Below are 23,654 nucleotides of genomic sequence, written 5' to 3' on the forward strand. Positions count from 1 at the left end.
TGCACACAATCAAGAGCGGTGAACCGAAAAAAGAACACCGAACCATAAAGAGAGCGGCGCTCTTGTCAAAGCGAACCGGTCCGGGGCAGACTTCCCCCACAGATCGAGAGCAGTGCTCACACTCACCGTCCAGGAGGCATCCATGTCCGCCGCCCACGTCAAGAAGCCCGGCTGGTTCACCGTCAACGTCCTCAACCGGACCGTCGCCTGGCTGACCCGACGCGGGCTGAGCGTGTGGGGGTCCAGGGTCCTGGCGGTGCGCGGCCGCAAGAGCGGTCAGTGGCGGACCACGCCGGTGAACCTGCTGACGGTGGACGGGCGCCAGTACCTCGTCGCCCCGCGCGGTCACGTCCGGTGGACGCACAACATGCGCGCGGCCGGCGGCGGTGAACTGCGCCTGGGCAGAAAGGTGGACGAGTTCACCGCGGCCGAGGTCGGCGACGACGAGAAGGTGCCGCTGCTGCGCGCCTACCTCAAGCGCTGGAAGGCGGAGGTCGGCGTCTTCTTCGACGGCGTCGGGCCCGACTCCCCCGACGCCGACCTGCGCCGCATCGCCCCCGACCACCCGGTGTTCCGGATCACGGTCACCGGAAGCCGGTGACCCGCCCCGTCCGGCCCCGACCCCGGGACCGGACACTCACGGAACGGACACTCACGGAACGGGCACTCCGGACCGCTCCGACGGACGCCGCCTCAGGAACCGGCGTCTTCGGTTGCGCCCGCACCACCCGCGCCCGCGGCCGCCTGCCGCCGGTCCATCGCGTTCAGGGCACGCTGGGCGAGCGGGTGCGAGCGCACGAGCTCGCCGAGGGTCGTTCGGCCGCGGGTGATGTCCGTGAACGCCCGCCAGGCCGGACGCACACCGGTCAGGGCCGCGTGGAAGAGCCCCGGACGCCGCTCGAAGAGGGCCAGCATCCGCTTGCCCACGCTCATCTCCACGCCGAGCCCCGCCTTGATCGCGAAGGCGTAGTTGAGAGCCTGGCGACGGGCGTCCACCGCGTCGTGCGCCTCCGCGATGCGCACCGCCCACTCGCCGGCGATCCGGCCCGAGCGCAGCGCGAAGGAGATCCCCTCGCGCGTCCACGGCTCCAGCAGCCCCGCCGCGTCGCCGCACACCAGCACCCGGCCGCGCGAGAGCGGCGAGTCGTCGGCGCGGCAGCGGGTCAGATGGCCGGAGGAGATGCTCGGTTCGAAGCCGGCGAGGCCGAGCCGCCCGATGAAGTCCTCCAGGTACCGCTTGGTGGCGGCGCCCTCGCCGCGCGCGGAGATCACCCCGACCGTCAGCGTGTCCCCCTTGGGGAACACCCAGCCGTAACTGCCGGGCATCGGGCCCCAGTCGATGAGGACCCGGCCCTTCCAGTCCTCGGCGACCGTCTCGGGCACCGGGATCTCCGCCTCCAGGCCGAGGTCCACCTGGTCGAGCTTCACGCCGACGTGTGCCCCTATGCGGCTCGCGCTGCCGTCGGCGCCGACGACCGCCCGGGCCAGCACCGCCTCTCCGCCCTGCAGGACGACCGCGACCGTACGCCGGTCGGGCACGGCCGAGCCGTGCTGTTCGACGCGCGTGACCGTGACGCCGGTGCGCAGTTCGGCGCCGGCCTTCTGCGCGTGCTCGACGAGCTGCTGGTCGAACTCGGGCCGGTTGATCAGCCCGAACAGCATCTGCCGGGAACGGCGGGTGCGGGTGAAGCGTCCGTTGTTCGAGAACGTCACCGCGTGCACCCGGTCCTGGAAGGGCAGCTCGAAGCCCGGTGGGAGGGCGTCACGGGAGGGACCGATGATGCCGCCGCCGCACGTCTTGTAGCGGGGCAGCTCCGCCTTCTCCAGCAACAGCACGCGCCGCCCCGCGACCGCCGCCGCATAGGCGGCCGAAGCCCCCGCGGGTCCCGCGCCCACCACGACGACGTCCCACACCTGCTGCACGTCGTCCGCCGAAGAGTTCTCGCTGCTCACGATGGTCTACTGCTCCCGATCAAGCCGCCTGCCGCACCTGTCCCCCGCATCCTACGACCGAGATCGCCGCGGTCGGCTGTGGGAGGATCGGCAACACTCATCGATACAACGTCGCACCCACAAGGAGCGTGCCCATGTCGTCGAATCCGGTCGCCGAGACCGTCGCCTCGCTGATGCCCAGGGCGAAGGCGGAGCTCACCGAACTGGTGGCCTTCAAGTCGGTGGCGGACTTCGACCAGTTCCCGCGCACCGAGAGCGAGGCCGCGGCGAACTGGATCGTCGCCGCCCTGCGCGCCGAGGGCTTCCAGGACGTGGCCCTCCTCGACACCCCCGACGGCACGCAGTCGGTGTACGGCCTCCTGCCGGGCCCGGAGGGCGCGAAAACGGTTCTGCTGTACGCGCACTACGACGTGCAGCCGCCGCTGGACGAGGCCGGCTGGGCCACCCCGCCCTTCGAGCTGACCGAGCGCGACGGCCGCTGGTACGGGCGGGGCACCGCCGACTGCAAGGGCGGCTTCATCATGCACCTGCTGGCCCTGCGCGCCCTCAAGGCGAACGGCGGGGTGCCCGTCCATGTGAAGGTGATCGTCGAGGGCTCGGAGGAGCAGGGCACGGGTGGCCTGGAGCGGTATGCCGAGGAGCACCCCGAGCTGCTCGCGGCCGACACCGTCGTGATCGGCGACGCGGGCAACTTCCGGGTCGGTCTGCCCACCGTCACCTCCACGCTGCGCGGCATGACGATGATGCGGGTGAGCGTCGACACCCTCGCGGGCAACCTGCACTCCGGCCAGTTCGGCGGCGCCGCCCCCGACGCGCTGGGCGCGCTGATCCGCGTACTGGACTCGCTGCGCGCCGAGGACGGCTCGACGACCGTCGACGGCCTGCCCGACGGCCCGGCGTGGGAGGGACTCCAGTACGACGAGGAGCAGTTCCGCAAGGACGCCAAGGTCCTCGACGGCGTCGCACTGATCGGTTCCGGCACGGTCGCCGACCGCATCTGGGCCCGCCCCGCGGTCACCGTCCTCGGCATCGACTGCCCGCCGGTCGTCGGCGCCACCCCGTCGGTGCAGTCGAGCGCCCGGGCGCTGATCAGCCTGCGGGTACCGCCGGGCGTCGACGCGGCCGAGGCGACGAAGCTGCTCCAGGCCCACCTGGAGGCGCACACGCCGTGGGGCGCGCGGGTGCGGATCGAGCAGATCGGCCAGGGCCAGCCGTTCAGCGCCGACACCACGAGCCCGGCGTACGCGGCGATGGCCGAGGCGATGGCCGTGGCCTACCCCGGCCAGGAGATGAGTTACGCCGGCCAGGGCGGCTCCATCCCGCTGTGCAACACCCTCGCGGCGCTGTACCCGGGCGCGGAGATCCTCCTCATCGGCCTGAGCGAGCCGGAGGCCCAGATCCACGCGGTCAACGAGAGCGTCTCGCCGGAGGAGCTGGAGCGTCTGTCGGTGGCGGAGGCCCTGTTCCTGCGCACGTACGCGGCGAGCTGAGCCGCGCGCTCTGCTCTCGGCAGAGGGCCTCGCCCGCCGGGCGGGGCCCTCTACGGTCGTCCCACGGACGTCGTCGCGCTCCTCCCCCGTCTGCACCTGCTGCGCTTCCCGGTCGGCCAGGCCTGTCTCTGGGACGACGTCGACGGGTTGACGCTCGTCGACGCCGGACCGCCCGGCTCCGGCCGCGCGATCGCCGACGCGGTCACCGCCCTGGGCCACGGCCCGGCCGCCGTACGGCGTGTGGTGCTCACCCACTTCCACGAGGACCACGCGGGCGGCGCGGCCGAACTGGCCGCCCTGACGGGGGCGGAGGTACTGGCGCACGCCGCGGACGCGGCGGTGCTGCGCCGGGACGTCCCGGCCCCGGAACCGGTGCTGGAGGAGTGGGAGCGGCCCCTGCACGCCGCCGCTCTCCGGCACCTGCCCGTGCGGGACGTCGAACCTCCTTCGGCGATCACGGAGTTGGCCGACGGTGACGTGCTCCCCTTCGGCGGCGGAGCGCGCGTGGTGCATGTCCCCGGTCACACCGACGGCAGCATCGCCCTCCATCCCCCGGGCCACGGTGTGCTGTTCACGGGGGACACGGTCGCCGCCTCGCCCGTCGACGGATCCGTGATGCCGGGCGTGTTCAACCTGGACCGGTCCCGGACCGTCGCCGCCCTCCATCGGCTCGCCGCGCTCGACGCGGACGTCGCCTGCTTCGGCCACGGCACACCGGTGACCGAGAAGGCCTCGGCCGTCCTGCGCGAAGCGGCGGACAGGCACCGCCCCGCACGCTGAGGATGGGGGGCATGCCCCCGTCCCCGCGTCTCACCGCCCACCACGCCCTCGCCACCGCCCTCGGCCGGCTGGGCGACCGCGAACTGGCGGAACTCGTGGCGACCGGCGTGCCGCTCGGCACCGGGGTGGGCGGAGAGGTGCTGCGCGTCGAGGTGACGGGCCGGCCGGTCTTCGTGAAACGCGTCCGGAGGAACGCGCGGCTTTCGTGCGCGCCCGCGCCGAGGGTCTGCGCCCCACGGGGATCCCGGACGCGGCCGCCGCTCTCCTGGTCCGCCACGCGCGGGTGGCCGATGTGATGACCGCCTTCGAACGGCGGCTGCGGGAGGAGAGCCGGTCGGCCCCGTACCCGGCGGAGGCGCGGCGCGGCGCGGCGGCATGACGGTCACCCGAGGGGGACGCCGGCCTCCAGGTAGAGCGCGGCGCCCCGTTCCCGGGCCCGCAGGGCCCAGTGCAGCCGTTCGTAGCGGACCGGGGGCAGCAGGCCGGCGGCCTCCTCCTCGGTGACGAAGCGCCAGCCCCGCAGTTCGGGGCCGGGCAGCAGCAGCCCCTCGGCCGCCGCGGAGTCGAGCCGGCCGCCGTCGAAGAGCAGGCGCAGCCCGCCGTATCCGGGAGGCGTCGGCCGCTCCCAGTCGACGACGAGCAGCCGCGGTACGTCGGCCAGCCGGACGCCGGTCTCCTCCTCGACCTCGCGCATGCCCGCGCGCGCGGGCGCCTCGCCGGGCTCCACGACACCGCCGGGGAACTCCCAGCCGGGCTTGTAGGTGGGGTCGACGAGCAGCACCCGGTCCCGCTCGTCGAAGAGGAGCACCCCGGCGGCCAGCGTCTCGGCGGTCGGTTCGGGGGTCTGCACGATGTCGCAGGCGGCCACCGCCCCGCTGCCGACCGCCTCCGCGATGCGCAGGGCGGTCTCGTACGGGGTGAGGTCGCTGGAGTCGACGGGGTGGGCGTCCGCGGTGAGCCAGCCGGCGAGGGCGGCGCGGTACGGCTCGATGTGGTCGTACGACCACTGCCGTACCCGTATCTCGCCGTCGGGGAGGTCGGGCGGGACGTCCCGCCCGGCTATTCGCTCGCGCAGGATCGTTTCCGCCGGGCTCAGCAGCACATGCCGGACACCGATCCGGCGGGCGGCGAGACCGCCGAAGATCTCGTCGCGGTACTCCTGGCGCAGCAGGGTCATGGGGACGACGAGGGTACCGCCCAGTTCGCCGAGGAGCGCGGCCGCGGTGTCGATCACGAGCCGGCGCCAGATCGGCAGGTCCTGGAAGTCACCGACCTCGGCGAGGCGTTTGGGCGGCAGCAGGTGGGTGAGCGCCGCCCCCACGTCCTCGGGGTCGAAAAGCGTGCTGTTCGGGATCAGGTCGATCAGTTCCCGTGCGGCGGTCGTCTTTCCCGCGCCGAACGCGCCGTTGATCCAGACGACGGTCACGTCTCCCCCTCTGCTGTCGGCCCCCTGTGGCTTGCCCGCTCCACCCTGCCACGGAAACCACCTCCCGTTGAGGGCGCCCGAACGGCGCGACGCCGGTCCCCGGGCGGTGGGGACCGGCGCCGCGGCCGCGTGCGGAGACCGTCAGCCGGTCCCGCCCAGGGCGTTCTCGTCGACGGCCAGGCTGTCGTCGGCGATCGTGTGGTCGAGGCTGCTGAGGGTGTCCCCCACGTTCAGTCCGTCGAGTTCCTCACCGCCGGCACCGTGCGAGGGAGTGATCGCCGCGACGACGAAACCGGTGGCGAGGGAGGCGATGGCGAGCATGCTGCGCTTCTTCATGCCCTGATCAACTACGCAGTCCGCATGAGGTCACGCGCCGACCGCGACCCCTTCGTGAGCGGAGGGCGGACACGTGAGAGGGAACGTTCCTCCGGACCGTCCGTCCCAGACCCCTCAGACCCCTGCCGCCGTCCGCTCCGATCCGCCCGTCAGCGCCGCGGCGGCCGCTCCCACCAGCCCGGCGTCGGTGCCCATCTGGGCGGGCACCACGGTCAGCCGCCGCACGAAGGACAGCGTGGCGTAGTCGGCGAGGGACCGCCGCAGGGGCGTGAGGAGGACGTCACCCGCCTTGCCGACACCGCCGCCGATCACCGCGATGTCGATCTCGACGAGGGTCGCGGTGGCGGCGATACCGGCGGCCAGCGCCTGGGCGGCCCGCTCGAACGAGGCCACGGCGACCGGGTCGCCCGCGCGGGCGGCGGCGGCCACGGCGGCGGCGGAGGCGTCGCCGTCCGGGCCGGGCCGCCAGCCGTTCTCCAGGGCCCGCCGGGCGATGTTGGGTCCGCTGGCGATGCGCTCCACGCAGCCGCGCGCGCCGCAGGGACACGGGTCGCCGTCGAGATCGACGCTGATGTGACCGATGTGACCGGCGTTGCCGGTGGGTCCGGGATGGAGACGGCCGCCCAGGACGAGACCGCCGCCGACGCCGGTCGAGACCACCATGCACAGGGCGTTGTCGTGGCCGCGGGCGGCGCCCTGCCAGTGCTCGGCGGCGGTGATCGCCACGCCGTCGCCGATCAGCTCGACGGGAAGGCTCCCGGTGGCGGCCCGGACCCGCTCGACCAGCGGGTAGTCGCGCCAACCGGGCACGTTGACCGGACTGACCGTGCCGGTGGAGGCGTCCACCGGACCGGCGCTGCCGATGCCGAGGGCACGGGCCCGCTCCCACAGCGGCGAGGCCGTGAGGTCCCCGAGCACCTCCTCGACGGCCCGCATCACGGTGTCGCCGTCCTGCTGGGCCGGGGTGGGCCGCTGGGCGCGGGCCAGGATCGTGCCGCCGCCGTCCACCAGCGCGCCGGCGATCTTGGTGCCGCCGATGTCCAGCGCGGCCACGAGGTCGGTGTGCATCAGTCTCGGTTCTCCCCGTCAACCATCGGAAAAAGGGCTGGCCGGTCCAGCGGTGGGGACGTGGGCCGGGATTGCGGTGGACAGTCTCTCCCGCACCTGACAACGTTGTCCAGGCCCTATGCTCGTCGGCACATCCTCAACCGCCTCCCGGGACGCCCGCACCGCACGCGTCACCGTGGACAACAGGACAGGACCCGCCCCGTGCCCGAGACGCCCCGCCGCGCAGCCGGCATCTCCGCGAACCGCTACGGCAATCGTCCCACCATGAAGGACGTGGCGGCACGCGCGGGGGTGGGACTGAAGACCGTCTCCCGCGTGGTGAACGGCGAACCGGGGGTCACGCCGGAGACGGAGCGGCGCGTCCAGGAGGCCATCGAGGCGCTCGGCTTCCGCCGCAACGACAGCGCGCGGGTCCTGCGCAAGGGTCGTACCGCCAGCATCGGCCTGATCCTCGAGGACCTCGCCGACCCCTTCTACGGCCCCCTCAGCCGAGCCGTGGAGGAGGTGGCACGGGCCCACGGCGCGCTGCTCATCAACGGCTCCAGCGCCGAGGACCCGGACCGGGAACAGGAGTTGGCGCTGGCGCTGTGCGCGCGCCGGGTCGACGGGCTGGTGGTCATCCCGGCCGGCGACGACCACCGCTATCTGGAACCGGAGATCAAGGCCGGCGTGGCGACGGTGTTCGTCGACCGGCCCGCGGGGGGCATCGACGCCGACTGCGTCCTGTCCGACAACTTCGGCGGGGCCCGGGAGGGCGTGGCCCACCTCGTCGCGCACGGGCACCGCAGGATCGGCTTCATCGGGGACATGCCGCGCATCCACACCGCGGCCGAGCGGCTGCGCGGCTACCGGGCGGCGATGGAGGACGCGGGGATAGCCGTGGAGGACGCCTGGATGTCCCTGGGCGTCACCGATCCCGCACGGGTGCGCCGGGCGGCCCGGGAGATGCTCTCCGGGCCCGCCCCGGTCACCGCGGTCTTCTCGGGCAACAACCGGGTGACCGTCACCGTGATCCGGGTGCTCGCCGAGCAGAGCCGTCCCGTCGCGCTCGTTGCCTTCGACGACCTGGAACTGGCCGACCTGCTCGAGCCGGGCGTCACGGTGGTCGCGCAGGACGCCGCCGCCCTGGGCCGTACCGCCGCCGACCGGCTGTTCCGGCAGTTGGACGGCACCCTGATCGCCCCGGAGCGCATCACCCTGCCCACCCGGCTCATCGCCCGCGGCTCGGGCGAACTGCCGCCGGCGGGCTGAGCGCGGGGCGGACCGACGCGTGGGGCACCGCGCCCGGAAGGCCCCGGACCCGGCCGAAGCGGCGCGGCCCGCCGGACGCACCCAGGAGTGCCGGGACGCCCACGCCGTCGTGGATCCGAGCACGGCCGCGAGGCCACCGGTCGCTTCCGGTCCGCCGGGCATCGGCGGAGCTCCCGAGGCGTTCCCGGCGTTCCTCCAGTCCCGCCACCGTCGGCAGGGCCTGTCGTTCGGATCAGGCCGGAACGGCGGGCCCGGCAACCCGCGTGCCGGTTAAAATCATCACACGGCATCGCGTGTCGGTCACCGGCCGGGTGAGGCATGGAGGTGCCCGTGAGTTTGCCTTACGGAGGCATTCCACACATGTCGGTACAGCTGAACCACACGATCGTCCACTCCCGCGACAACCGGGAGTCCGCCGAGTTCCTCGCCCACGTTCTGGGACTCGAAGTCGGCACCGAGTGGGGCCCGTTCGTCCCGGTCGACACCAGCAACGGGGTCACCCTGGACTTCGCCACCGTCCCGGCGGAGTCCATCGCCGTGCAGCACTACGCGTTCCTCGTCCCCGAGGAGGAGTTCGACGCCGTGTTCGGGCGGATCAGGGAAGCCGGGATCACGTACTTCGCCGACCCGCACGGAAAGCGGCCGGGTGAGATCAACCACCACCACGGCGGGCGGGGCCTGTACTTCATGGACCCCGCCGGACACGGCATGGAGATCATCACCACGCCCTACACCTTCCCCGAGCAGCAGCGGAAGCGGCAGCAGTAACACGAGCAGGACCTGAAGGCCCACGGCCGGCCGGGGCACCCCGCCCCGGCCGGCCGTACCGCTTGTCCGCTCGCCGCGGCTACTGCCCGGATGCCGTCGGACCGCCCCGCCGCGGTGCCGCGAAGCCCTCCAGGACGGTCCGTGTCAGCCCGGTGGCGGCGGTGACCTCGGCCGTGTCAAGGGCACCGCAGTCCAGGCCGCGCAGGAGGTGGCCGCTGAGGGCCTTGGCGGTCGCCGGCTCGTCCATCACGTCGCCGCCGGCCCGGTCGGCGTACCGGGAGAGGCGCTCGGCGGCCTGCGCGAAGCCCTCGCGGTAGAAGGCGAAGACGGCCGCGTAGCGGGTCGGGAGGTGGCCGGGGTGCATGTCCCAGCCCTGGTAGTAGGCGCGGGCCAGCGCGCGGCGGGTGAGGCCGTAGTGCAGGCGCCAGGCGTCGTGGACCTGGGCGGTGGAACCCACCGGCAGGACGTTGGTGGAGCCGTCGCAGACGCGTACGCCGGTGCCGGCGGCGGCGACCTGCATGACGGCCTTGGCGTGGTCGGCGGCGGGATGGTCGGCGGCCTGGTGGGCGGCGGACACGCCGAGGCAGGCGCTGTAGTCGAAGGTGCCGTAGTGCAGTCCGGTGGCGCGGCCTTCGGCGGCCTGGATCATCCGGGCGACCGTGGCGGTGCCGTCGGCGGCGAGGATGGCCTGGCTGGTCTCGATCTGGATCTCGAAGCCGAGCCGACCGGGGGTGAGACCGCGCGCCCTCTCGAAGGCCTCCAGGAGCCTGACCATCGCGGTGACCTGCTCGGCGTAGGTCACCTTCGGCAGGGTCAGCACCAGCCCGTCGGGCAGGCCGCCCGCGTCCATGAGGCCGGTGAGGAAGATGTCCAGGGTGCGGATGCCCCGGTCCCGGACGGCGGCCTCCATGCACTTCATGCGGATGCCCGTCCAGGGGGCGGCCGTGCCCTTGGCGTACGTCTCGGCGATCAGCCGGGCGGCACGGGCGGCCGCCTCGTCCTCCTCGGCGTCGGGGCGGGGGCCGTACCCGTCCTCGAAGTCGACGCGCAGGTCCTCGATCGGCTCACGCTCCAGCTTGGCGCGCACGCGCGCGTGGACGGGCTCGGCGAGTTCGTCGGGGAGGCCGAGGACGGCGGCGAGGGACGCGGCGTCGGGGGCGTGCTCGTCGAGGGCGGCGAGGGCGCGGTCGCCCCAGGAGCTGACGGTGTCGGCGGCGAAGGCGTCGCCGGGGACGTAGACGGTGTGGACGGGCTGGCGGGTGCCGGGGTCTCCGGGGTAGCGGCGTTCGAGTTCGGCGTCGACCGGGGCGAGGGAGGCACTGATCTCCTCGCTGACGGCACCCGCGAGGCTCGTCGCCACGGTCTCCTGCTGGCCCTGACCCATTCCCACATCCTCCTGTTTTCCGCTGTACGGAATCAACAATCCGTTGAAGGAAGCTAACCGTGGGGCTTCTCCGGGGTCAACACCTCGTCCGCGCCCTGGCATCCGGGCCCACTTCCGCCACGAGGCCCTCTTCCGTCCGCCCGTCCGTGCCCTCACCCTGGCGTGAGAGCGGAAAGGGGGCCACTTGGCGGACCACAAGGGACTCACGCGGCGCACGGGGCTGCGGACCGTGCTGGCCGCCGCCGTCGGCGTTCCCCTGATCGGGGCGCTCCGGGCCTCCTCGGCCGGCCGGACCCCCTCGGCCGGCACGACGTCGCTCAGGAGGGCCGCCGACGTCCCGCGTCTGGAGGTCATGACCTTCAATCTCCGGTTCCCCAGCATCGAGGAACCCCACAGCTGGGCGGCCCGCCGTCCGGCGATGCGCGCCCTGCTGCACGCGGCGGCGCCCCACGTCATCGGCACCCAGGAGGGCGAACCGCCCCAACTGCGCGACATCGGGGCCGACCTGGGACCCCACTACGACTGGATCGGCACCGGCCGAGGCGGCGGCGACGAGGAGTCGATGGCCGTCTTCTACGACACCCGGCGGCTCGCCCCGGTCGAGCACGCCCACTTCTGGCTCTCCGACACCCCGGCGGTGCGCGGCTCCAACACCTGGGGCGGAGCCCATCCCCGGATGGTCACCTGGGTCCGTTTCCGTGATCTGAAGGCGTCCGGGCGCCAGTTCCGCCTCGTCAACACCCACCTCGACAACGCCGGTCGGTACGCCCGTGAACGTGCCGCCGCGATGATCGCCGAACGCCTCGCCGCGTTCGGTCCCGGCCTGCCCGTGCTGGTCACCGGCGACTTCAACGCCGCCGCCCGGCGCAGCGCGGTCCACGACACGCTGCTGGCCGCCGGTCTGGTCGACACCTGGGACACGGCGAGGTGGCGCGGTGCGGCGTACGGGACGTTCCACGCGTACCGGGGTCCGCAGCCGGGCGGGGACCGCATCGACTGGATCCTGGCGACGCCGGACGTCTCGGTCCACCGGACGTGGGTGGACACCTTCTCGCTCGACGGCCGGTACCCGAGCGATCACCTGCCGGTGTGCGCCTCGGTGTCCCTGGGATGAGCCGAGGCCCCCGTGACCGGACCGGTCACGGGGGCCTCGCACAGCGGCGGCGGGGGATCAGCCCTTGCGGGTCTTGATCTCCTCGGTGAGCTGCGGGACGACGTCGAACAGGTCGCCGACGACGCCGTAGTCGACCAGATCGAAGATCGGGGCCTCGGCGTCCTTGTTGACGGCCACGATGGTCTTCGAGGTCTGCATGCCGGCACGGTGCTGGATGGCGCCGGAGATGCCGTTGGCGATGTACAGCTGCGGCGACACGGACTTGCCGGTCTGGCCGACCTGGTTGGTGTGCGGGTACCAGCCGGCGTCGACCGCGGCGCGCGAGGCGCCGACGGCCGCGCCGAGGGAGTCGGCGAGGGCCTCGATGATCGCGAAGTTCTCCGCGCCGTTGACGCCGCGGCCGCCGGAGACGACGATCGCGGCCTCGGTCAGCTCCGGGCGGCCCGTCGACTCGCGGGGGGTGCGGCCGGTGACCTTGGTGCCGGTCGCCTGGGCGGAGAAGGTCACCGCGAGGGCCTCGACGGCACCGGCGGCCGGAGCGGCCTCGACGGCCGCGCTGTTCGGCTTCACGGTGATGACCGGGGTGCCCTTGACGACGCGGGACTTGGACGTGAAGGACGCGGCGAACACCGACTGGGTGGCCACCGGGCCCTCCTCGCCGGCCTCCAGGTCGACGGCGTCGGTGATGATGCCGGAACCGGTGCGCAGCGCCAGACGGGCGGCGATCTCCTTGCCCTCCGCGGAGGACGACAGCAGCACCGCGGCCGGGGACACCGCCTCGACGGCGGCCTGGAGCGCGTCCACCTTCGGCACGACCAGGTAATCGGCGTACTCGGACGCGTCGTGGGTCAGGACCTTGACCGCGCCGTGCTCGGCGAGGACGGCGGCGGTGTCGGCGGCGCCGCTGCCCAGGGCCACGGCGACCGGCTCGCCGATACGGCGGGCCAGGGTCAGCAGCTCCAGGGTGGGCTTGCGGACGGCACCGTCCACGTGGTCGACGTAGACGAGGACTTCAGCCATGGGATTGCTCTCCTGCGAAACGAAGTTGAGGGGCGGTCGGCGAGCGGGGCTCAGATGAACTTCTGGCCCGCGAGGAACTCGGCGAGCTGCTTGCCGCCCTCGCCCTCGTCCTTGACGATCGTGCCGGCGGTGCGGGCCGGACGCGCGGTCGCGGACTCGACCTTGGTCCAGGCGCCCTCCAGGCCGACCTCCTCGGCCTCGATGTCGAGGTCGGACAGGTCCCAGGACTGAACCGGCTTCTTCTTGGCGGCCATGATGCCCTTGAAGGACGGGTAACGGGCCTCGCCGGACTGGTCGGTGACCGACACGACGGCCGGCAGGGAGGCCTCGAGCTGCTCCGAGGCGGTGTCGCCGTCGCGGCGGCCCTTGACGGTGCCGTCCTCGACGGAGATCTCGGACAGCAGGGTGACCTGCGGGACGCCGAGGCGCTCGGCCACCAGGGCCGGGACGACGCCCATGGTGCCGTCGGTGGAGGCCATGCCGGAGACGACCAGGTCGTAGCCGGCCTTCTCGATCGCCTTGGCCAGCACCAGGGAGGTGCCGATGGCGTCGGTGCCGTGCAGGTCGTCGTCCTCGACGTGGATCGCCTTGTCGGCACCCATGGACAGAGCCTTGCGGAGCGCGTCCTTGGCGTCCTCGGGGCCCACCGTCAGGACGGTGACCTCGACGTCGTCGTCGGAGTTCTCGGAGATCTGCAGCGCCTGCTCGACGGCGTACTCGTCGAGCTCGGAGAGCAGACCGTCCACGTCGTCCCGGTCGACGGTCAGGTCATCGGCGAAGTGCCGGTCGCCAGTGGCGTCGGGCACGTACTTCACAGTGACAACGATCCTCAAGCTCACGCCGGCTCTCCTACTGCATCGTCAGTTCTGGCTGCCTTCTTTCAGGCAGCATAGGCGCCACAAGCGGCCGATCCCGATCGGGGCGGCCTGCGCCCCCGAACGAAATATTACTCACCAGTACACCCAGTTCCTGCCCGCTAAGCAAGCGCTTTGAACTGTGACCTCCGCAACGCAGCGTAATCGGAACCGGACGGCTCCGCAGGAGCGCCCGAAGGTGATCAATTCCGCAGAGCGGTGAAGCGTCCCTGGTGGTAGAGCAACGGGCGGCCCGTGCCCGCGGGATCCCCCAGGACGACCTCGGCGAGGACGATCCGGTGATCGCCGGCGGGCACGCGCGCGACGACCCGGCACACCAGCCAGGCCAGCACGCCGTCGAGGACGGGAACGCCCTCGGGACCCTCGCACCAGGAGGTCGGCGCGCCGAACCGGTCCGCGCCGCTGCGCGCGAAGGTGGCGGCCAGTTCGCGCTGGTGCTCGCCGAGTATGTGCACGCCGACATGGCGGGCTTCCGAGATCGCCGGCCAGCTGGAGGCTCCGGTGCCGACGCCGAAGGACAGCATCGGCGGCTCGGCGGAGACGGAGGTGAGCGAGGTGGCGGTGAAACCGACCGGTCCGCTCTCGCCGGGCGCCGTGATCACGGCCACGCCGGCCGCGTGGCGGCGGAAGACGGAGCGCAGCAGGTCGGGGGAGGCGAGCTGGGTGGTGCGGAGATCGGGTGTGGCCGTCATGGAGTCTTCCTGGTCCTTCTGCCGGATGTGACGTGCGGATGCGTGGCTGCTCAACGGCCCGGACAGCGCGCGCTCGCGGTGCGGACGAGGTCGACGTGCGCCCGTCCGTGGAGAAGGAGTTCCTCAGGCATACGGTCAGGCTGACGATAGGTGGCGCGTGCAGTCAAGTACGTCCCGGCATCCGGGAGCGGGCTCACCGCCGGCCGCACGCACTCACACCGCCTCGCCCAGGGCCGCGATGACGTCGGCCTTGCGGGGCTGTCCGCTGGCACGGCGCACGACGTGCCCGTCGGCGTCCAGCACCAGCACGGTCGGGGTCTTGAGCACGGCGAGTTCCCGGACGAGGTCGAGATGCGCCTCGGCGTCGATCTCGATGTGGGTCACCCCGGGGACCAGGTCCGCCACCTCGCCCAGGATCCGGCGGGTCGCCCGACAGGGGGCGCAGAAGGCGCTGGAGAACTGCACGAGCGTGGCCCGCTCACCGAGTTCGCCGCCCAGCCGGTCCGCCCCGAGCCGCTGTCCTTCGTCGCGCCCGCGCACGCGCACCCTCCCGCTCCGCCGCCGGTGCAGCACTCCGTAGGCGCTCGCCGCCGCGAGCACCGCCACACACACCATGAGTCCGGTCATCATCCGCACAAGCATTCATCAGACTGCAAAGATTCCCGCCTCCCCCCCTCCCCTCATCGTTGCGGAATGCTTGATTCATGGACATCGATGCGAGAGGGCCGCGGTTCGGGGCGGCCGTCACGACCGTCGTGCTGGCGGTCGTACTGATCACCCGGAGCCCCTGGCTGCTGGCCTGGCAGACGCTGGCGTTCGCGCTCGGCGCGGCCGGCGGGGTGGGGCGTTCGCCGTACGGCTGGGCCTTCCGGGTGGCCGTCCGGCCCAAGCTGGGGCCGCCCACCGCCTTCGAGGCGCCGCAGCCGCCGCGGTTCGCGCAGGCCGTGGGGCTGGTCTTCGCGGGCCTGGGTCTGATCGGTTTCGCGCTCGGTCCGGAGTGGCTCGGACCGGCCGCGACGGGGGCGGCGCTCGCGGCGGCGTTCCTCAATGCCGCTTTCGGGTACTGCCTGGGCTGCGAGATGTACCTGATCGTGAGGCGGGTCACGGTACGGGCGGAGTAAAGAAGATCTCAAAGCCCGAGGTGGATCACGGGAGGCGGACGTGACGAGAATCTCGCGGCCGACGGGCACCAGGACTGGCTACCCGGCCGTTCTTCGGGCACGATCTGCGAGATGCCGTAAACCTACGGCTGCGTAACTTTGCCGCCGGGGAGCCGCTCCCGGGCAGAGATCAGGAAGGGTTCGCGCCGCCCATGGCAGAGCTTGTCTACCGTCCCGTCGTCGGCCTCGCCCAGACACTGTTCAAGGTCTGGGATCTCAAGATCGACTGCAAGGGGTCGGAGAACATCCCGCGCTCGGGTGGAGCCGTGCTGGTGAGCAACCACATCAGCTACCTCGACTTCATCTTCAACGGTCTCGCGGCGCTTCCGCAGAAGCGGCTCGTTCGTTTCATGGCGAAGGAGTCCGTCTTCCGCCACAAGGTCTCCGGCCCGCTGATGCGCGGCATGAAGCACATCCCGGTGGACCGCGAGCAGGGCGAGGCGGCCTACGCGCACGCCCTGGACTCGCTGCGCTCCGGCGAGATCGTCGGCGTCTTCCCCGAGGCCACCATCTCGGAGTCGTTCACGCTCAAGACCTTCAAGTCGGGCGCCGCGCGGCTGGCCCAGGAGGCGGGCGTGCCCCTGGTGCCGATGGCCGTGTGGGGGACGCAGCGGCTGTGGACCAAGGGCCACCCGCGGAACTTCAAGCGCAGCCACACCCCGATCACCATGCGGGTCGGCGAGGCCCTGGAGGCGTCCCGCGACAAGTACGCGGGCGCCCTCACCCGGCAGCTGCGCGGGCGGGTCCAGGAGCTGCTGGAGGCCGCCCAGCGCGCCTACCCGGTCCGCCCCAAGGACGCGAGCGACACCTGGTGGATGCCGGCCCATCTGGGCGGTACGGCGCCGACCCCGGAGCAGGTCCGCGCGGCCGAGACCCGCTGACTCCCGCCCCCGTGCCCCGTCGGGGGCGACGGCGGCGGGGGCCGTCGGCCGCCCGACGTCATCGCCCGCCCCTCCCCGTCGCGCGCGCCGGGGAGGTCGGCGACCGCGACCGTCCGGATGTGCGGCGGGGTGTCACAGCGAGGTGGGGAGCGTCTTCCAGAGGTGAGGGCGGTCGGGGGCCGCCTGGAGCACGCACAGGACGGGCGGGGGCGGGGCGGCGTACAGGACGGGGTGGTCGCGTTCACCGGCGGCGGTGTCGGGGCGGAAGGCCAGTCGTTCGCCGTCCAGGGAGAACCGGGCGTCCACTCCGGGTTTGTTGCCGCGGGGGTCCTGGCGGTGCCAGGCGCCGTTGAAGCGGACGGCGACCAGCCCGTGGACCACGTCGAACGTCTGGTAGCACAGGGCGGTCGGGATGTCCTCGGCGCGCAGCAGCGCGGCCAGCGCGTGGGCCTTGGCGTAGCAGATGCCCGTGCGCAGCTCCAGCACGTCGGAGGCGCGCCAGGTGACCCGGAGATCACCGGAGTCCTGGGAGTGGGGGATGGTGTCCCGCACGAATTCGAAGGCCAGCCGCGCATAGGTATACGAGTCGTCCGCATCCTTGGCCAGCCGCGCGGCGGTGCCCCGCACCAGGGGGTGGTGGTGGTCGATGACCTCATCGGCGGCCAAGTAGGCGGACAGGTCGGGATTCTCCTGGATCAGCTGCATACCTGGAGAGCATAGGAACGCGGCCACCTGAACGTCAATGATTTTTCAGGTGACCGCATACCTATGCATGATGTGTGATCCCTGCCGCGCTCGGGCCTAGCGAGCCATCTCCTCCTTGAGTGCCGCCAGGAACGCGTCGACGTCCTCCTCCGTCGTGTCGAAGGAGCACATCCAGCGCACCACGCCGGCCGGCTCGTCCCAGAAATAGAAGCGGAACCGCTTCTGGAGGCGCTCGCTCACGTCGTGCGGCAGCCTGGCGAAGACGCCGTTGGCCTGGACGGGATAAAGGATCTCCACCCCGTGGACCGCGCGCACGCCCTCGGCCAGCCGCTGCGCCATCTCGTTGGCGTGCCGCGCGTTGCGCAGCCAGAGGTCCCTGGCCAGCAGGGCCTCCAACTGCACCGACACGAACCGCATCTTGGAGGCGAGCTGCATGGACAGCTTGCGCAGGTGCTTCATGTGGGAGACGGCGTCCTGGTTGAGTACCACGACCGCCTCGCCGAACAGCGCGCCGTTCTTCGTCCCGCCGAGCGAGAGGATGTCGACGCCGACCGCGTTGGTGAACGTGCGCATCGGCACGTCCAGGGAGGCGGCCGCGTTGGCGATGCGGGAGCCGTCCAGGTGCACCTTCATGCCGTGCGCGTGAGCGTGCTCGCAGATCGCGCGGATCTCGGCGGGCGTGTACAGGGTTCCCAGCTCCGTGCTCTGGGTGATCGAGACGACCTGCGGCATCGCCCGGTGCTCGTCCTCCCAGCCGAACGCCTGCCGGTCGATCAGCTCGGGGGTGAGCTTGCCGTCCGGTGTCGCGACGGTGAGCAGCTTCAGGCCGCCCATGCGCTCCGGTGCGCCGCCCTCGTCCACGTTGATGTGGGCGCTCTCGGCACAGATCACCGCACCCCAGCGGTCGGTGACCGCCTGGAGCGCGACGACGTTGGCGCCGGTGCCGTTGAAGACCGGGAACGCCTCCGCCGTCGGCCCGAAGTGGCTGCGGACGATCCGCTGGAGGTTCTCGGTGTAGTCGTCCTCGCCGTAGGCGACCTGATGGCCGCCGTTGGCCAGGGCCAGGGCGGCCATCACCTCCGGGTGGGCCCCGGCGTAGTTGTCGCTGGCGAAACCGCGGACCTCCGGGTCGTGATGACGACGCGCGTCGGTCCTGGGTGGGTTCACGGCTTCTCGGTGAGCCACAGACGGTGTCCGTTCACTTCGGCGGCGGGCTTCTCCCAGACGTCGGCGATGGCCTCGGCCAGGTCCTTGACGTCGGTGAAGCCCGCGAACTTCGCGTTGGGCCGCTCGGCGCGCATCGCGTCGTGCACCAGCGCCTTGACCACCAGGATCGCAGCCGCGGAGGTCGGCCCGTCGGGCCCCCCCGCCTTGCGGAAGTAGTCGGCCATCGAGAGCGTCCACGCCTCGGCGGCGGCCTTGCCGGCGGCGTACGCGGCGTTGCCCGCGGTGGGGTTGCTGGCTCCCGCGGCGCTGATCAGGACGTACCGGCCGCGGTCGCTGCGCTGGAGCGCCTCGTGGAAGGCGAGCGAGGTGTGCTGCACGGTGCGGATCAGCAGCAGTTCCAGGAAGTCCCAGTCGTCGAGGCTGGTCTTGGTGAAGGTCTCGCTGCCGCGCCAGCCGCCGACGAGGTGCACGAGACCGTCCACCCGGCCGAGGTCCTTCTCTATCCGGGCGGCCCAGTCCTGGGTGGACTTCAGGTCGAGCAGGTCGATCGGTTCGCCCATGACGGTCGCGCCGCCGGACGCGTAGCTCGCCGCGTCGACGGCCTCCGCGAGCCGCTCCGGGTCGTTGTCCGCGCCCACCACGGTCGCGCCCGCCTCGGCGAGCCTGATCAGCGCCGCCCGGCCGGCGGGTCCGCCCGCGCCGGCCACCGCGATCACCGCACCGCTGAGAGCCCCGTTCCCCATGGTCTTCGCCTCCTGAGCAGTGTTCTCGATACGCAGGTCGCTCACGCGGCGATCCGCTCGGCGGCGTCCGCCGTGATGCCCCGGGTGGAGGCGATCACGTTCTTCAGCTTCTTGGACAGCGCCTCATAGAACATGCTCAGCGGAAACTCGTCCGGAAGCACGTCGTCGACGAGCTTGCGGGGCGGCTGGGTCAGGTCCAGGGCGTCCGGACCCTTGGCCCACTTGGAGCCGGGGTGCGGGGCGAGGTAGGTGGAGACCAGCTCGTAGCCGGCGAACCAGTGGACGAGCTTGGGGCGGTCGATGCCGTCGCGGTAGAGCTTCTCGATCTCGGCGCACAGCTCGTTGGTGACCTGCGGGGCGCGCTGCCAGTCGATGTGCAGCTTGTTGTCGGTCCAGCGGACGACGTCGTGCTTGTGCAGGTAGGCGAAGAGGAGCTGGCCGCCGAGGCCGTCGTAGTTGCGCACCCGCTCGCCGGTGACCGGGAAGCGGAACATGCGGTCGAAGAGGACCGCGTACTGCACGTCACGGGCCTGCGGGACGCCGTCGGCCTCCAGCTTCACGGCCTCCTTGAAGGCGGTGAGGTCGCAGCGCAGCTCCTCCAGGCCGTACATCCAGAACGGCTGGCGCTGCTTGATCATGAAGGGGTCGAAGGGCAGGTCGCCGTGGCTGTGGGTGCGGTCGTGGACCATGTCCCACAGCACGAAGGCCTCCTCGCAGCGCTTCTGGTCGTGGACCATGGCGGCGATGTCCTCGGGCAGTTCCAGGCCCAGGACGCCGACCGCGGCGTCGGTGACACGACGGAAGCGGGCGGCCTCGCGGTCGCAGAAGATGCCACCCCAGGAGAAACGTTCCGGCGCTTCACGGACGGCGATGGTCTCCGGGAAGAGCACGGCCGAGTTGGTGTCGTAGCCGGCCGTGAAGTCCTCGAAGGTGATGCCGCAGAACAGCGGGTTGTCGTAACGGGTGCGCTCCAGCTCGGCCAGCCAGTCCGGCCACACCATGCGCAGCACGACCGCCTCGAGGTTGCGGTCCGGGTTGCCGTTCTGCGTGTACATCGGGAAGACGACCAGGTGCTGGAGGCCGTCCGCACGGTTGGCGGCGGGCTGGAAGGCCAGCAGCGAGTCCAGGAAGTCCGGCACCTCGAAGCCGCCCTCGGCCCACCGGCGCAGGTCCTCCACCAGGGCGCGGTGGTAGTCGGCGTCGTGCGGGAGCAGCGGCGACAGCTCCTCGACCGCGGCGACCACGCGCCGCACGGCCTGCTCGGCGTCGGCGCGCCCGGGGGCACCCTCGGCCGCGAAGTCGATCGATCCGTCCTTCGCCTGCCAGGGCCGGATCCGCTCCACGGCATCCTTGAGCACGGGCCAGGCCGGGTGCTCCACCACCCTGGCCACGGGAGGAACCCGCCCCTCCGTACCCACCTGCACAAGAATTTCCGTCATGTCCCATCCTCCACAAAGAACCTCGCGTATGGACACCGTATGCATAAGAGGTTCTTCCAGCAAGATGACCTTCGGGAAATTATCCTGCCCACCCCCATGGTCACCGCGTTTTTTCCTGCACGTCACCGGATGGTCGGAGGCTTTCGGCGCGAGCCACCGGGTAGGGGTTCCCGCGGTGCGCGCCGACCGCACCCGTCCGTCCAGGGAAGCGAGTCGTGACGTGAACGTCCCCACCATCGGCCACCGCGGAGTCATGGGCGTCGAGCCCGAGAACACCCTCAGGTCGTTCGTCGCCGCCGAGCGGGCCGGTCTCGACGCGGTCGAGCTGGATCTGCACCTGAGCAAGGACGGCGCGCTCGTGGTGATGCACGACGCCGACGTGGACCGCACCACGGACGGCAGCGGGCCGGTCGCCGACCACACCCTCGCGGAGCTGCGCGCCCTGGACGCCGGGCTCGGCGAACGGGTGCCGGTCTTCGAGGAGGTCCTGGCGGCGGTGTCGCTGCCGCTCCAGGCCGAGATCAAGGATGTGCAGGCGGCGCGGGCGCTCGCCGAGGTGATGCGGGAGCGGGACCTGGTGGAGCGGGTGGAGGTGTCCTCGTTCCACGACGAGGCCGTCGCCGAGATCGCCCGGCTGGTTCCCGGCGCGCGCACGGCGCTCATCGACAGCCTCCACCCCGTCCGGGCCGACCCGGGCGGGCGGACCCCCCACGGCCCCGGCATCGCGGAACGCGCGGTGGCCGCCGGCGCCGCGACCGTGTGCCTGAAGCTGCGGCGGCTGACCCTGGAGATCGTCGAGGAGGTCCGCGGGCACGACCTGCGGATCATCGGCTGGGTGGTCAACACCCCGGACCAGCTGCGCCTGGCCCGGGCCTTCGGACTGGACGGCGTGACCACGGACCGGCCGGAGATCGCGGACGCCGGCCGGCCCGGGAGCGGGGACGCCGGCCGGCCGTAGCTCCGGCACCGTCGGGCGCCCCGCCGTCTCACGGCACGGGGCTCATCCGAGGGGCTTCACCAGCAGTTCGAACCGGAGGTCGTCGCGCTGCGGGATGCCGAAGCGCTCGTCGCCGTAGGGGAACGGCGTCATCCGGCCGGTACGGCGGTAGCCGCGCCGCTCGTACCAGGCGATGAGGTCGTCGCGCACCGAGATCACCGTCATGTGCATCTCGGTGACGCCCCATTCGGCGCGGGCCCGGCGCTCGGCCTCCTCCAGCACCGTCCGGCCGAGACCGCCGCCCTGGACGGTGGGACTGACCGCGAACATGCCGAAGTAGGCGTACTCGCCGCGGTGTTCGAGCTGGCAGCAGGCGATGATCCGGCCGTCCCGCTCCACCGTGAGCACCCGGGCGTCGGGCGACTCGATGATCTCCCGGACAGCCTCGGGGTCGGTGCGCGGCCCTTGCAGGATGTCCGCCTCCGTGGTCCAGCCGGCCCGGCTGGAGTCCCCGCGGTAGGCCGACTCGACGAGCGCGACCAGTGCGTCCACGTCGGCGTCGGCGGCTTCACGGAAGCTGACATCGGTGGCGGTGGTGTCCATGCGGGGTTCTCCGGATCTGTGGCGCGGCTGGGCACCGCCGAGCCTAACCGTCGCCTACGCTCCGGATGCATGGTGCATGTACTCAGCAGTCGAATCCTGCTCCGCCCCACCGATCCCGAGCGCTCCCGCGCCTTCTACGGGGAACAGCTGGGCCTCGCCGTGTACCGCGAGTTCGGTACGGGCCCGGAACGGGGCACCGTCTACTTCCTCGGCGGCGGGTTCCTGGAGGTCTCGGGGCGGGCTCAGACCCCGCCGGACCCCGCCGTACGGCTGTGGATGCAGGTCCCCGACGCGGCGGCGGCCCACGAGGAGCTGACGGACGCGGGGGTGGAGATCGTCCGGCCGCCGGTGAAGGAGCCGTGGGGTCTGGTCGAGATGTGGATCGCCGACCCGGACGGGACACCGATCGTGCTGGTGGAGGTGCCGGACGACCATCCGCTGCGGTACCGGCCGGGTACCTGACCTCAGCGGATGCCGGGGAGCGGGCCCGGGTCTAGCGTGCTGAGGGGGTGCTCCCTCTGCCGGAAGGAACGCCATGAAGCTCGACGTGCCCGTGCCCGGTGGGCCCTGCTGGGCCGAGCTGGGCACCGACGACCTGGCGGCCGCCCAGCGGTTCTACACGGAATTGTTCGGCTGGCGGTGCGAGACCGATCCGAGGGAGGAGGCGGGCGGCTACACCGTCGCGCACCTCGGGGACGCCGACGTCGCCGCGCTCAGCCCTCTGTACCAGAAGAGCCAGCCGGTGGCCTGGAACGTGTCCTTCGGGGTCTCGGACGCCGACGTCACCGCGCGGATGATCGAGGAGGCCGGGGGCAAGGTGCTGGTCGGCCCGATGGACGTGTTCGACATGGGCCGTTTCGTCGTCGCCCTCGACCCCGGCGGCGCCGCCTTCCAGCTGTGGCAGGCGCATGCCTTCCCGGGGGCCGGCCTGTTCAACGCGCCCGGCTCGCTGGGCTGGGTGGAACTGCTGACCCGCGACACCGCGCGGGCGGAGGCGTTCTACACCACCGTGTTCGGGTGGACCGTGGCCACCTCCGAGTACTACACGCGGTGGGGTGTCGGCGGCGTCGACTTCGGCGGCATGATCGCGATGGACGACAAGTTCCCGCCCGAGGTGCCGCCGCACTGGCTGCCGTACTTCGCGGTGGCCGACGTGGACGCCGCGGCCGCGACGGCCGGGCGGGCGGACGGCACGGCGCTGATGGAGCCGACCTCGGTGCCGGACGGCCCGCGGATCGCGGTGCTGCGGGACCCGCGGGGAGCGTTGTTCGGCGTGTACCGGGCGGGCGACGAGCGATGAGCCCGGCACGCCGCAGCGGGGCGGCCTCGGTCTGGGCGTCGGCCTCGGCCTCGGTCTCGGTCTCGGTCTCGGCTTGGATCAGATGCGCAGCGCCTGCATGTGCCCCTCCAGTCGGCTGAGCAACTCCCCCAGCAGTACCGCGAGTTCGCCCTGCCGGTCGACGTCCAGGGCGGACAGTACGGCGCTCTCGTAGGCGAGTTGCTCGGGCATGATGCCGTCGACCAGCGCGCGGCCGGCCTCGGTGAGGCGGAGGTGGGCGACGCGGCGGTCCCGGGCGTCCCCGCGGCGCTCGACCAGACCGCGTTCGGTCAGGTGCTTGACGCGTTTGGTGACGGCGGCTCCGGAGGAGAACGTCTCCCGGACGAGTTCACCGGGGGTCAGTTCGTGGTCGGTACGGCGCAGCGCACCGAGCAGATCGAACTCCGCACGGGTGAGCCCGGCACGCCGCAGCGGGGCGTCCTCGGCCTGCTGGAGGAGCGCGGCACAGCGGTTGACCCGCCCGATGATCTCCATGGGTCCGGTGTCCAGCTCGGGCCGCACGGCCTGCCACTGCCGCACCACG

27 protein-coding genes are annotated in these 23,654 nt (G+C 72.2%); 12 read left to right on the forward strand and 15 right to left on the reverse strand.

What is annotated here, in order from left to right; all coding sequences use genetic code 11:
- Positions 1-142 precede the first annotated feature (142 nt).
- A complete protein-coding gene (locus tag AB0N31_RS12715) occupies positions 143-601 on the forward strand; it encodes a nitroreductase family deazaflavin-dependent oxidoreductase (RefSeq protein WP_366058364.1) in 459 nt (152 codons plus the stop codon).
- Positions 602-693: 92 nt separating this feature from the next.
- Here AB0N31_RS12715 and AB0N31_RS12720 read toward each other — a convergent pair whose 3' ends face one another.
- Positions 694-1,953, reverse strand: coding sequence for a geranylgeranyl reductase family protein (locus AB0N31_RS12720; protein ID WP_366058365.1), 1,260 nt, complete (start codon positions 1,951-1,953; stop codon positions 694-696).
- Between the two features lie 134 nt (positions 1,954-2,087).
- Between AB0N31_RS12720 and AB0N31_RS12725 the strand changes: the two genes are divergently transcribed.
- From AB0N31_RS12725 to AB0N31_RS12735, 3 genes are all read left to right on the forward strand, one after another.
- Positions 2,088-3,443 carry a dipeptidase gene (locus AB0N31_RS12725; RefSeq protein WP_366058366.1) on the forward strand — a complete coding sequence of 452 codons (1,356 nt, stop codon included), beginning with the start codon at positions 2,088-2,090 and terminating at the stop codon, positions 3,441-3,443.
- Positions 3,444-3,533: 90 nt separating this feature from the next.
- Positions 3,534-4,223 (forward strand): MBL fold metallo-hydrolase, encoded by a 690-nt coding sequence (locus AB0N31_RS12730; RefSeq protein ID WP_366058456.1) that lies wholly within the window; start codon positions 3,534-3,536, stop codon positions 4,221-4,223.
- Between the two features lie 11 nt (positions 4,224-4,234).
- Positions 4,235-4,519 (forward strand): hypothetical protein, encoded by a 285-nt coding sequence (locus tag AB0N31_RS12735; protein ID WP_366058367.1) that lies wholly within the window; start codon positions 4,235-4,237, stop codon positions 4,517-4,519.
- An 86-nt stretch (positions 4,520-4,605) separates the two neighbouring features.
- Here AB0N31_RS12735 and AB0N31_RS12740 read toward each other — a convergent pair whose 3' ends face one another.
- The 3 genes from AB0N31_RS12740 to AB0N31_RS12750 all read right to left on the reverse strand — a co-directional run bounded on the left by AB0N31_RS12740 (position 4,606) and on the right by AB0N31_RS12750 (position 7,053).
- Positions 4,606-5,649: an NUDIX domain-containing protein gene (locus AB0N31_RS12740; protein ID WP_366058368.1), complete on the reverse strand. Its 1,044-nt coding sequence runs from the start codon at positions 5,647-5,649 to the stop codon at positions 4,606-4,608.
- Positions 5,650-5,790: 141 nt separating this feature from the next.
- The gene (locus AB0N31_RS12745; protein ID WP_366058369.1) at positions 5,791-5,985 is read right to left on the reverse strand and encodes a hypothetical protein; all 195 of its coding nucleotides are present in this window, start codon (positions 5,983-5,985) and stop codon (positions 5,791-5,793) included.
- 114 nt (positions 5,986-6,099) lie between these two features.
- On the reverse strand, positions 6,100-7,053 hold the full coding sequence (locus AB0N31_RS12750; protein ID WP_366058371.1) for an ROK family protein: 954 nt from the start codon (positions 7,051-7,053) through the stop codon (positions 6,100-6,102).
- 201 nt (positions 7,054-7,254) lie between these two features.
- On the opposite strand from AB0N31_RS12750, the gene AB0N31_RS12755 reads away from it, so the two are divergent.
- Positions 7,255-8,304: a LacI family DNA-binding transcriptional regulator gene (locus AB0N31_RS12755; RefSeq protein WP_366058372.1), complete on the forward strand. Its 1,050-nt coding sequence runs from the start codon at positions 7,255-7,257 to the stop codon at positions 8,302-8,304.
- Between the two features lie 360 nt (positions 8,305-8,664).
- A complete protein-coding gene (locus AB0N31_RS12760; RefSeq protein ID WP_366058373.1) occupies positions 8,665-9,072 on the forward strand; it encodes a VOC family protein in 408 nt (135 codons plus the stop codon).
- Positions 9,073-9,151: 79 nt separating this feature from the next.
- Here AB0N31_RS12760 and AB0N31_RS12765 read toward each other — a convergent pair whose 3' ends face one another.
- Entirely contained in the window at positions 9,152-10,456 is a 1,305-nt protein-coding gene (locus AB0N31_RS12765; protein ID WP_366058374.1) for an aldolase/citrate lyase family protein, read from the reverse strand.
- 184 nt (positions 10,457-10,640) lie between these two features.
- Here AB0N31_RS12765 and AB0N31_RS12770 point away from each other — a divergent pair, with 184 nt between their 5' ends.
- Entirely contained in the window at positions 10,641-11,570 is a 930-nt protein-coding gene (locus AB0N31_RS12770; RefSeq protein WP_366058375.1) for an endonuclease/exonuclease/phosphatase family protein, read from the forward strand.
- Positions 11,571-11,627: 57 nt separating this feature from the next.
- Here the strand turns inward: AB0N31_RS12770 and AB0N31_RS12775 are convergent, their stop codons facing one another.
- From AB0N31_RS12775 to AB0N31_RS12790, 4 genes are all read right to left on the reverse strand, one after another.
- Entirely contained in the window at positions 11,628-12,590 is a 963-nt protein-coding gene (locus AB0N31_RS12775) for an electron transfer flavoprotein subunit alpha/FixB family protein (protein ID WP_366058376.1), read from the reverse strand.
- Positions 12,591-12,640: 50 nt separating this feature from the next.
- Positions 12,641-13,429, reverse strand: coding sequence for an electron transfer flavoprotein subunit beta/FixA family protein (locus tag AB0N31_RS12780; RefSeq protein WP_366058377.1), 789 nt, complete (start codon positions 13,427-13,429; stop codon positions 12,641-12,643).
- Between the two features lie 218 nt (positions 13,430-13,647).
- Complete coding sequence (locus tag AB0N31_RS12785; protein ID WP_366058378.1) at positions 13,648-14,157, reverse strand: flavin reductase family protein; 510 nt, start codon at positions 14,155-14,157, stop codon at positions 13,648-13,650.
- Positions 14,158-14,370: 213 nt separating this feature from the next.
- A complete protein-coding gene (locus tag AB0N31_RS12790; protein WP_366058457.1) occupies positions 14,371-14,784 on the reverse strand; it encodes a thioredoxin family protein in 414 nt (137 codons plus the stop codon).
- A 77-nt stretch (positions 14,785-14,861) separates the two neighbouring features.
- On the opposite strand from AB0N31_RS12790, the gene AB0N31_RS12795 reads away from it, so the two are divergent.
- Complete coding sequence (locus AB0N31_RS12795; RefSeq protein WP_366058379.1) at positions 14,862-15,278, forward strand: DUF4395 domain-containing protein; 417 nt, start codon at positions 14,862-14,864, stop codon at positions 15,276-15,278.
- Positions 15,279-15,469: 191 nt separating this feature from the next.
- On the forward strand, positions 15,470-16,198 hold the full coding sequence (locus tag AB0N31_RS12800; protein ID WP_366058381.1) for a lysophospholipid acyltransferase family protein: 729 nt from the start codon (positions 15,470-15,472) through the stop codon (positions 16,196-16,198).
- A 132-nt stretch (positions 16,199-16,330) separates the two neighbouring features.
- Here the strand turns inward: AB0N31_RS12800 and AB0N31_RS12805 are convergent, their stop codons facing one another.
- The 4 genes from AB0N31_RS12805 to AB0N31_RS12820 form a co-directional block, all read right to left on the reverse strand.
- Complete coding sequence (locus AB0N31_RS12805) at positions 16,331-16,903, reverse strand: transglutaminase domain-containing protein (RefSeq protein ID WP_366058382.1); 573 nt, start codon at positions 16,901-16,903, stop codon at positions 16,331-16,333.
- A gap of 96 nt (positions 16,904-16,999) precedes the next feature.
- A complete protein-coding gene (locus AB0N31_RS12810) occupies positions 17,000-18,070 on the reverse strand; it encodes a low specificity L-threonine aldolase (RefSeq protein ID WP_366058383.1) in 1,071 nt (356 codons plus the stop codon).
- Entirely contained in the window at positions 18,067-18,813 is a 747-nt protein-coding gene (locus tag AB0N31_RS12815) for an SDR family NAD(P)-dependent oxidoreductase (protein WP_366058458.1), read from the reverse strand. The genes AB0N31_RS12810 and AB0N31_RS12815 overlap by 4 nt, the downstream gene beginning before the upstream one ends.
- A gap of 41 nt (positions 18,814-18,854) precedes the next feature.
- Positions 18,855-20,252, reverse strand: a complete 1,398-nt coding sequence (locus AB0N31_RS12820; RefSeq protein WP_366058384.1) for a DUF6421 family protein — start codon at positions 20,250-20,252, stop codon at positions 18,855-18,857.
- 220 nt (positions 20,253-20,472) lie between these two features.
- Here AB0N31_RS12820 and AB0N31_RS12825 point away from each other — a divergent pair, with 220 nt between their 5' ends.
- Positions 20,473-21,210 carry a glycerophosphodiester phosphodiesterase family protein gene (locus tag AB0N31_RS12825; protein ID WP_366058385.1) on the forward strand — a complete coding sequence of 246 codons (738 nt, stop codon included), beginning with the start codon at positions 20,473-20,475 and terminating at the stop codon, positions 21,208-21,210.
- Positions 21,211-21,252: 42 nt separating this feature from the next.
- Here the strand turns inward: AB0N31_RS12825 and AB0N31_RS12830 are convergent, their stop codons facing one another.
- Positions 21,253-21,792 (reverse strand): GNAT family N-acetyltransferase, encoded by a 540-nt coding sequence (locus AB0N31_RS12830; protein ID WP_366058386.1) that lies wholly within the window; start codon positions 21,790-21,792, stop codon positions 21,253-21,255.
- Positions 21,793-21,861: 69 nt separating this feature from the next.
- Here AB0N31_RS12830 and AB0N31_RS12835 point away from each other — a divergent pair, with 69 nt between their 5' ends.
- A complete protein-coding gene (locus AB0N31_RS12835; RefSeq protein WP_366058387.1) occupies positions 21,862-22,254 on the forward strand; it encodes a VOC family protein in 393 nt (130 codons plus the stop codon).
- Between the two features lie 73 nt (positions 22,255-22,327).
- Positions 22,328-23,092: a VOC family protein gene (locus AB0N31_RS12840; protein WP_366058388.1), complete on the forward strand. Its 765-nt coding sequence runs from the start codon at positions 22,328-22,330 to the stop codon at positions 23,090-23,092.
- Between the two features lie 78 nt (positions 23,093-23,170).
- Here the strand turns inward: AB0N31_RS12840 and AB0N31_RS12845 are convergent, their stop codons facing one another.
- Positions 23,171-23,653 carry a MarR family transcriptional regulator gene (locus AB0N31_RS12845; RefSeq protein ID WP_366058389.1) on the reverse strand — a complete coding sequence of 161 codons (483 nt, stop codon included), beginning with the start codon at positions 23,651-23,653 and terminating at the stop codon, positions 23,171-23,173.
- Between the last annotated feature and the right edge of the window lies 1 nt (position 23,654).

Source organism: Streptomyces sp. NPDC051051 (assembly GCF_040682975.1).
Classification (GTDB): Bacteria; Actinomycetota; Actinomycetes; order Streptomycetales; family Streptomycetaceae; genus Streptomyces.